At 73.3% G+C, this 8,114-nt stretch carries 7 protein-coding genes and 1 rRNA gene; 6 read left to right on the top strand and 2 right to left on the bottom strand.

The window, feature by feature from the left end:
* Positions 1-31 precede the first annotated feature (31 nt).
* From ACFV18_RS31975 to ACFV18_RS32000, 6 genes are all read left to right on the top strand, one after another.
* Positions 32-2,722 carry a SpoIIE family protein phosphatase gene (locus ACFV18_RS31975; protein ID WP_380488805.1) on the top strand — a complete coding sequence of 897 codons (2,691 nt, stop codon included), beginning with the start codon at positions 32-34 and terminating at the stop codon, positions 2,720-2,722.
* A gap of 293 nt (positions 2,723-3,015) precedes the next feature.
* Positions 3,016-3,570, top strand: a complete 555-nt coding sequence (locus ACFV18_RS31980) for a GPR1/FUN34/YaaH family transporter (protein WP_380488797.1) — start codon at positions 3,016-3,018, stop codon at positions 3,568-3,570.
* 167 nt (positions 3,571-3,737) lie between these two features.
* Positions 3,738-4,127, top strand: a complete 390-nt coding sequence (locus ACFV18_RS31985) for a GntR family transcriptional regulator (RefSeq protein WP_380488798.1) — start codon at positions 3,738-3,740, stop codon at positions 4,125-4,127.
* Positions 4,124-5,014 (top strand): ABC transporter ATP-binding protein, encoded by an 891-nt coding sequence (locus tag ACFV18_RS31990; protein ID WP_380488799.1) that lies wholly within the window; start codon positions 4,124-4,126, stop codon positions 5,012-5,014. The genes ACFV18_RS31985 and ACFV18_RS31990 overlap by 4 nt, the downstream gene beginning before the upstream one ends.
* Positions 5,011-6,012 (top strand): ABC transporter permease subunit, encoded by a 1,002-nt coding sequence (locus tag ACFV18_RS31995; RefSeq protein ID WP_380488800.1) that lies wholly within the window; start codon positions 5,011-5,013, stop codon positions 6,010-6,012. The genes ACFV18_RS31990 and ACFV18_RS31995 overlap by 4 nt, the downstream gene beginning before the upstream one ends.
* A gap of 156 nt (positions 6,013-6,168) precedes the next feature.
* Positions 6,169-7,035, top strand: coding sequence for a winged helix-turn-helix domain-containing protein (locus tag ACFV18_RS32000; protein ID WP_380488801.1), 867 nt, complete (start codon positions 6,169-6,171; stop codon positions 7,033-7,035).
* A gap of 13 nt (positions 7,036-7,048) precedes the next feature.
* On the opposite strand, the gene ACFV18_RS32005 is transcribed toward ACFV18_RS32000, so the two are convergent.
* Both ACFV18_RS32005 and rrf read right to left on the bottom strand, forming a co-directional pair.
* Positions 7,049-7,951 carry a phosphatase PAP2 family protein gene (locus tag ACFV18_RS32005; RefSeq protein ID WP_380488802.1) on the bottom strand — a complete coding sequence of 301 codons (903 nt, stop codon included), beginning with the start codon at positions 7,949-7,951 and terminating at the stop codon, positions 7,049-7,051.
* An 80-nt stretch (positions 7,952-8,031) separates the two neighbouring features.
* Positions 8,032-8,114 (bottom strand): 5S ribosomal RNA (rrf, locus tag ACFV18_RS32010); the annotation flags it as partial.

An 8,114-nucleotide genomic window follows, 5' to 3' on the forward strand; every position in this document is an offset into this window, starting at 1 on the left:
GAAAGTCGTGAAGGAAATCACCCCCAGGGGCTTGTTTCAGCGCCCCGCCCCCGCGGGGTACCAACCGGAAAGTAGGGTGGAGGGCCGCACCGGGTCGAGGCGACCCCGCCCTGGCCGCCGCAGAGCCCGACCCACCCGCCCTACCAGCAGCAGAGGAGACGTGGCCGTGGTCACCGCGCGCGCAGCCGCCACCTTCGAACCGGTCGACCGGTCGGCCGCCGCGGCCCGCGGCTTCGTCCGGGACGCCCTGCTCGGGTGGGACCTGCCCGAGGTGGTGGACGACGCCGTGGTGCTGGTCAGCGAACTCGTCACGAACGCCGTGGTGCACGCCGGAACGGCCGCCGAGGTGGCCTGCCTGCGCGAGGAGGACACCGTCCGGATCGAGGTCAGCGATCGGCACCCGGAACGCGGCCAGACCTCGTTCGCCAACGTGACGCTCAACTCGGACCGGTACGGCGACCCGGACAGCGAAGGCGGCCGCGGGCTGCTCATGTGCTCGGCGCTGTCCAGCAGTTGGGGCATCGAGTACGCGGCCGGGCGGAAGACCGTCTGGTTCCGCCTCGCCCTGCCCCAGCAGCAGCCCGGCACCCGGTACGTCCTGCCCAGCCTGCCCGGCGGCGAACTGCCCGCCGCGGACGGGCCGGTGCGGGTCGGCGTGGTCCAACTCGACGACCACGGGCGGATCCGGCACTGGAACGCCGACGCCGAATCGCTCTTCCGGCTCCCCGCCGACGCCGTGTTCGGCCGCCCCTGGGCCGAACTCGCCGTCTGGCCGCAGACCCCCGGCCTCGGCCTCGGCGACACCCTGCGCCTCGCCCGCTGGGAGGGCAGCTACACGGTGCGCTGCGGCGACGGCTCCGCCCGCGAGGTGTACGGCGCCCACGTCCGGCTGCGCGACAGCGGCGGCGCGCCGATCGTGCTGTGCCTGCTGGTGCGCGAGTCCGACCGGGCGGTGCTGCGCACCCCGGGCACCGCCGCCTCCGCCGAGGCCGCCACCACCGCCGTCGAACCGCTCGACCTGCTGGTCGGCCCGGTCTCCCCCGAGGACCTGTCCAGCCTGCTGCAGCGGATCGTCGAACGCGCCCGCGACCTGCTCGACGCGGACGCCGCCTACCTGATGCTCACCAGCGAGGACGAGACCGAGTTCGAACTGCGCGCCGCCACCGGCCTGGCCGGCCCGGCCCGCCGCTTCGCCCGGCTGCCGATCGACGGCGGCGCCGGCCGCTTCGACTCGGCCCGGCTCCCGGCCGTCCACGAGGACCTCGCGGTGCGGCCCGGCGCCGCGCCGCTGCTGGCCGGCACCGACCTGCGCTCGCTGATCACCGTCCCGCTGAAGGTCGAGGGCCGCCTGACCGGCTCGCTCGGGGTGGCCGCCGCCCCGCCCGGCCGCTACGACAACGAGGACGCGCTGCGCCTGCAGTTCGCCGCCGACCGCATCGCCCTCGCGCTGGAGAGCGCCCGGCTCGGCGAGTTGGAGCGGCTGCGGCGCGGCTCGCTGTCCTTCCTGGTGGAGGCCTCCGACCTGCTCGCGGGCACCCTGGAGCACGAGCAGACGCTCGCCCTGATGGCGCAGATGGCGATTCCCACCCTGGCGTCCTGGTGCGCCGTCTACACCACTGCGGACGCCGCCGCCGGCTCCGAACTCGCCTTCGTGCTGCACGAGGACGAGGACCGGATCGACGCGCTGCGCGCCCTGCTCGACAAGACCGCCGCCCCGGAGGCGGTGTACAGCCCCGGCGCCCGCCCCTGGACGGCGCCCGCCGACACCGCCCGCGCGCTGGGCCTGGCCGACAGCCCCGCACTGGCCGGGTTGCTCGGCGAGACGGTGGTGCTGCCGCTGTCCGCCCGCAACCGGGTGATCGGCCTGCTGGTGCTCGGCACCCGGCGCGGCGTCCGGTTCCGCCAGGAGATCCTGGAACTCGGCGAGGACCTGTCCCGCCGCGCCGCCCTGGCGCTCGACAACTCCCGCCTGTACTCGGAGCGCACCGCCACCTCGCAGGCCTTCCAGCGCGCCCTGCTGCCGCCGGAGCTGCCGAAGATCCCCGGCGTCGAGGTCGAGGTGTTCTACCAGGCCGCCGGCGAGGGCAACGAGGTCGGCGGCGACTTCTACGACCTGTTCCCGATCCGCGAGGGCACCTACGGCTTCGCCATCGGCGACGTCTGCGGCACCGGCCCCGAGGCCGCCTCCGTCACCGGCCTGGCCCGCCACTCGCTGCGCCTGCTGGCCCGCGAGGGCCTGAGCGCCCCGCAGGTCCTCACCCGGCTGAACGCGGCCATCCTGGACGAGGGCAGCCGGGCGCGCTTCCTCACCCTGCTGTACGGCGAGTTGACGCCCCGCGAGGACGGCTCGACCGCGCTGTCCCTGGTCTGCGCCGGCCACCCGCTGCCGCTGCGGCTGCGCACCGACGGTCAGGTCGACCAGGCCGCCTCGCCGCAGCCACTGCTCGGCGTGATGGACGAACTCGACCTGACCGCCGAGGAGTTGGTGCTCGCCCCGGGCGAGGTGCTGCTGTGCGTCACGGACGGCGTCACCGAACGGCGGGAGGGCCGCCGGATGCTCGGCGACGACGGCCTGATCGAGGTGCTGACCGGCTGCGCGGGCCTGACCGCAGGCGCGGTCGCCGCCCGGGTGCACCGCGCGGTCGAGCGCTTCGCGCCCGAGCCGCCGTCCGACGACATGGCGATCCTGACCCTGCGTATCCCGACCCAGCGGCTCAACTAGGGCCTGTCCGGCCGATCTTGCCGTGCGCGCAGGCCCTAGTCACGTTTTGCTCACACTTGCTCGCCCCGGCGGTTCACAAGGGTACAAATCCCGGGGGCCGGGTAGACCGTAGGCGCCGGGGGATTCCACCCCGGAGGGCATCGACCGGCGGCTGAGCCGCCGGTTCTCTCATTCCGCCGCAGCCGCCGCACCCGTCTTCGGTGCGCCCACGACCCGGCACCCGGAACCACCTCGCACACCCACCCTTCACCGCGATCTCGCCATGCCCTGGCGCAGAGTGAAAGGAGCCTCCGGTGAGCAATGACGCCTCCGGGGCGAACGCCCGATCCGCAGACGCGGGTCCACTCGGTTACCTGGCCCTCGGTCTCACCCTGCTCGCGTACGGCCTGCTCGGCACCGGTGCACTCAGCGGCACCTCGGCCGGCGGCGCCTCCTCGCTGGCCCACCTGGTCGGCGGGGTGACGCTCTTCGTCGCCGGCCTGTGGCAGTTCCGCGGCGGCGACCGCTTCAGCGGCACCGCGTTCACCGCCCTCGGTGCCTTCTGGGCGACCTGGGCGGCGGCCGGCGGGGCCGGCCGGCACACCGCGGGCCTGTTCCTGCTGCTGTGGGCGCTGCTGGCGCTCACCCTGACCGCCGCCTCCTGGGGCGACGGCCTGCTCGCCCGCGCGGTCTACGGCCTGCTGACGCTCTCCCTGGCGCTCAGCGCCATCGGCGTCCTCAGCGACACCGGCGGCTGGGGCAAGGTCGGCGCCTGGGTCGCCGCCCTCTCCGGCCTGGCCTCCTGGTACTGGGCCACCGCCACCCTCACTGGCGGACGCTGGGGCCGGCTGGCACTCCCGGTCAAGTAACCGCCGCAGTCCCCGAGGCCCGGACGCCACCCCCACGGCGCCCGGGCCTCGGCATGTCCGCACCCGCCCGCGTCTGCGCTGGTCAACGCCGTTGGTGAATCCTGGACTTGACGAGCTGTCGGCTCGTCAGTTCTATAGTGCTAGGAAGCTAGATAAATGAGGTTGTGGTGATCGAGTTCCACATCGAGCCCCGGTCCGGTGTCGCCCCCTACCTGCAACTGGTCCACCAAGTACGACAGGCCCTCCGACTGGGCCTGCTGCACCAGGGCGACCGGCTGCCGAAGGTCAAGGACGTCGCGGCCAAGGTCGCGATCAACCCCAACACCGTGCTCAAGGCTTACCGCCAACTGGAGAACGAGGGCCTGGTCTCCCCCAAGCCCGGCGTCGGCACCTTCGTCACCGGCACGCTCGGCGACCCCGCCACGTCCGAACACGAGCCGCTGCGACAGGAGTTGCGTCGCTGGCTGGCCTCGGCCCGGGCCGCCGGACTGGACCCGGAGTCCATCGAGGCCCTCTTCCTCCAAACCTTCCGAAGCACCGTCGAAGAGGAGCGATGACCGCGATCGTCGAAACCCGGGCGCTGACCAAGCGCTACGGCCGCCGCACGGCCCTGGCCGACTGCACCCTGACCGTCCCCGCCGGACGCGTCGTCGGGCTGGTCGGCCCCAACGGCGCCGGCAAGTCCACCCTGCTGCAACTCACCTGCGGCCTGCTCACCCCCACCAGCGGCACCGTCGAGGTGTTCGGCCGGCCCCCGGCCGCCGACGCCGCCCAACTCGGCCGGGTGGGCTTCGTCGCCCAGGACACCCCCACCTACGCCGCCCTGACCATCGACGACCACCTGCGCCTGGGCGCCAAGCTCAACCCCCGCTGGGACGCCGCCCTCGCCGACCGCCGCATCCGGCAACTCGGCCTCGACCCCACCCAGCGGGCCGGCCGCCTCTCCGGCGGCCAACGCGCCCAGCTCGCCCTCACCCTCGCCGTCGCCAAACGCCCCGAACTGCTGCTGCTCGACGAACCGGTGGCCGCCCTCGACCCGCTCGCCCGGCGCGCCTTCCTGCAGAGCCTGATGGAGTTCGTCGCCGAATCCGAGTCGCAGGCCACCGTGGTGCTCTCCTCCCACCTGGTCTCCGACCTGGAACGGGTCTGCGACCACCTGATCGTGCTGGCCGGCTCCCGCATCCAGGCCGACGGCGAGATCGACGACCTGCTCGCCACCCACTTCCGGCTCACCACCGCCCGCCGCGACGCCGACACCCTGCCGGCCGGCATGCGGGTGGTGCACGCCGAACACACCGAACGCCAGAGCACCTTCGTGGTCCGCGCCGACGCCGCCGTCCACGACCCGTCCTGGGTGATGGAGCCGCTCGGCCTGGAAGACCTGGTCCTCGCCCACCTCGAAGCCACCGCCGACCCCCGACCCGCCCTGGAGGCCCAGCGATGACCTGGCTGACCTGGCGTCAGTTCCGCGCCCAGTTCCTGGTGGCCGCCGCCGTACTCGCCGCCGCCACCGCCTTCCTGCTGATCTCCGGCCTGGACCTGCGGGACAAGTACCACGACCTGACCTCCGGCTGCCCGGGCGGCGGCTGCGCCGACGGGAACCAGCTGGTCGACACCTTTGCCTTCCCCTACTGGACGGGCACCGCCCTGGTCATCGTGGTACCCGCACTCATCGGGGCCTTCTGGGGAGCGCCGCTGATCGCCCGTGAGCTGGAGACCGGCACGTACCGGCTGATCTGGAACCAGGGCATCGGCCGCGGCCGATGGCTGGCCGTCAAGCTGCTGCTGGTCGGCGCCACCGCAGTGATCATCACCGGGCTGCTCAGCCTGCTGGTGTCCTGGTTCGCCTCCCCGCTGGACCACCTCAACCACGACCGCTTCAACCCTTTGCTGTTCGCCTCCCGCGGCATCGTCCCGCTCGGCTACGCCGCGTTCGCCGTCGCCCTCGGCAGCTGCCTCGGTCTGTTCCTGCGCCGCACCGTCGCCGCGATGGCCGTCACCCTGGCCGTCTTCGCCGCCGTCCAGGTGCTCGTCCCGCTCGCCGTCCGCCCGCACCTCGAACAGCCCGTGCACGCCGTGGTCGCGCTGGACGCCGCCACCCTGAGGTCCGCGCGGACGCTCGGCTTCACCGGCTCCCACGGATCGTCCGCCACCTTCGTCGCCGGCATCGACATGCCCGGCGCGTGGATGCTCTCCGACACCTCCCCCGTCCGCGACAGCACCGACCGGACCCTCACCTTCGGCACCCAGCCGTGCGACAACGGCAACCACGAACCGCCGTCCGAGAACTGCCTCGCCCACGCGAACCTGCACATCGCCATCGACTACCAGCCCGCCGACCGCTACTGGCCGTTCCAGTGGATCGAGACCGCGATCTTCCTCGCCCTCACCGCCGGCCTGGCCGCCCTCACCACCTGGGGCCTGCGCCGCCGCCTCGGCTGATCAACGCTCAGGGGCGGCCGAAGCCAACGCAACTGGCTTCGGCCGCCCCTTCACCCTACGACCCACCGAGTCACCAGGAGAACCGCCGACGGGCGATCCCACAAACCGCTCCCGACCCACCGGCCGATTGCTACTGTCTCCGTTCGGAGGCGACGCATGGGCCAGTGGCAGGTGAGCACGGAGACACTCGCCGCATGCCGTTTCGCGTTCTCTCCACTGGTCGAGACCGTCGCCACCCTCGGCATCCTCGCCGAGATCCGGCCCGAACCCTGGCGCCGGGCCTGGCTCGCCACCCGCCGGCCCGCGTTCCAGCAGCACCTCGCCACCACGCCCCACCTCTCCGACTGGCTTACCGCCCGCCAGGCCGCCCACTGGCCCACCGAGTTCCACCTCCCCCCGCCCGACCCGGACGCCGCCCCCCACGGACTCGACCTCAGCGGGCTCGACCTGGCCCCCGCCCTCGCCGAGCTCCTCGACTGGACCTGGCAGCACGTCGTCCACCCCGAATGGCCGGCCCGCCTGCGCACCCTGCGCGCCGACGCCACCGCCCGCCGCCGCCTCGCCGACCACCACGGCTGGCCTGCCGCCCTCCCCGCGCTCGGCCCCCGGCACCGCTGGCTCTCCACCGGTCGACTCCAGCTCACCGTCCCCGCCGACGAACTCCCGGACGGCGAGCTGCTGTTCGTCCCGACCGGCGCCCGCCACGGGTGGATCACCCAGGATGCCACCCGCGTCGCCGTGATCTACCCGATCTCCGCCGCGCCCGTCCCCACCCCGCGCACGCCGCCCGCCAGCCTCGGCCGCCTGCTCGGCAGCGCCCGCGCCGAACTGCTCGCCGGCCTCGACCGCCCGCGCGACACCGTCCAGCTCGCCACCCTCACCGGCCTCGGCCCCGCCGCCGTGGACGACCACCTCACCGTCCTGCTCGACGCCCGCCTGGTCGCCCGTGCCCGCTCCGGCACCGCCGGCCGCTACTACCGCACTGCCCTCGCCGAGGCCCTGCTCTCCGCCCAGACCGGCTGAACCCGCCGGCCCGTCAGCCCTCCACCGCGCTGGGCTCCCGCTGCTGCTCGTGGTCCTGGTTCTTGGGAGGCGCCTCCACGGCCTGCTCAGCCCCGACACGCGCCGCCGCCTCCGGCCGACGCCACCCCGACAGGGCCGCCTGCACCAGGTAGACGGTCAGCAGGATCGCCAGCGCCACCAGCCCGTCCGCCCAGAAGTGGTTGGCCGTCACCACGACCACCCACACCGTCACCAGCGGATGCAGCGCCATCAGCCACCGCCACGGCCCACGGGCGACCGCGATCACCGCCACCGCCGCGATCACGCACCACGCCACGTGCACCGAGGGCATCGCCGACAACTGGTCAGCCACCACCCCGGCGACCGCACTGCCGTACACCGACTGCCCGTACTGCGCCGCCAGATCCACGAACCCGTTCCCCGGCAGCATCCGCGGCGGCGCCACCGGAACGAACTGGACCAGCAGACACACCGCCGTGGTCGCCACCACCGTGGTCCGCACCCACGCGTACCGCTGACGGTGCCGCAGGAACAGCCACAACAGCACGACCAGCATCACGCCGAAGTGCATCGTCGCGTAGTAGTAGTTCGCCGCCTGCACCAGCCACGGATGCCCCACCACCGCCCGCTGCCAGCCGGCCTCGTCCGGCAGCCCGAAACTCGCCTCGGTCCGGTGGATCCAGTCCGCCCGATCCAGCGCATGCTCCGTCCCCACCAGCGACAAGTGCCCGACAACCTGCCACAGCGCGAACAACGCCAGCAGCGTCCCCGCCTCCCGCAGCACATCCGCCACACCACTCCCGCGCCCCCCGGCGCCGCCCCGCCGCGCCACGCCCCGCCTGACGGCGAACGCCGCACCGTACATCGCCGCGGAAGCCACGGCCGAGGTTTGCCAGGTCAGGGTCAGGTTCTGCATTGGCGAAGGGTATCCGGAAATTCCCCGGAAACGCGAAGAAGCCCCCTGACTTCCCGTCAGGGGGCTTCTTCTGAATAATTGTTCGGCGGCGTCCTACTCTCCCACAGGGTCCCCCCTGCAGTACCATCGGCGCTGTGAGGCTTAGCTTCCGGGTTCGGAATGT

This window comes from Kitasatospora sp. NPDC059673 (genome assembly GCF_042734215.1).
Lineage (GTDB): Bacteria > Actinomycetota > Actinomycetes > Streptomycetales > Streptomycetaceae > Kitasatospora.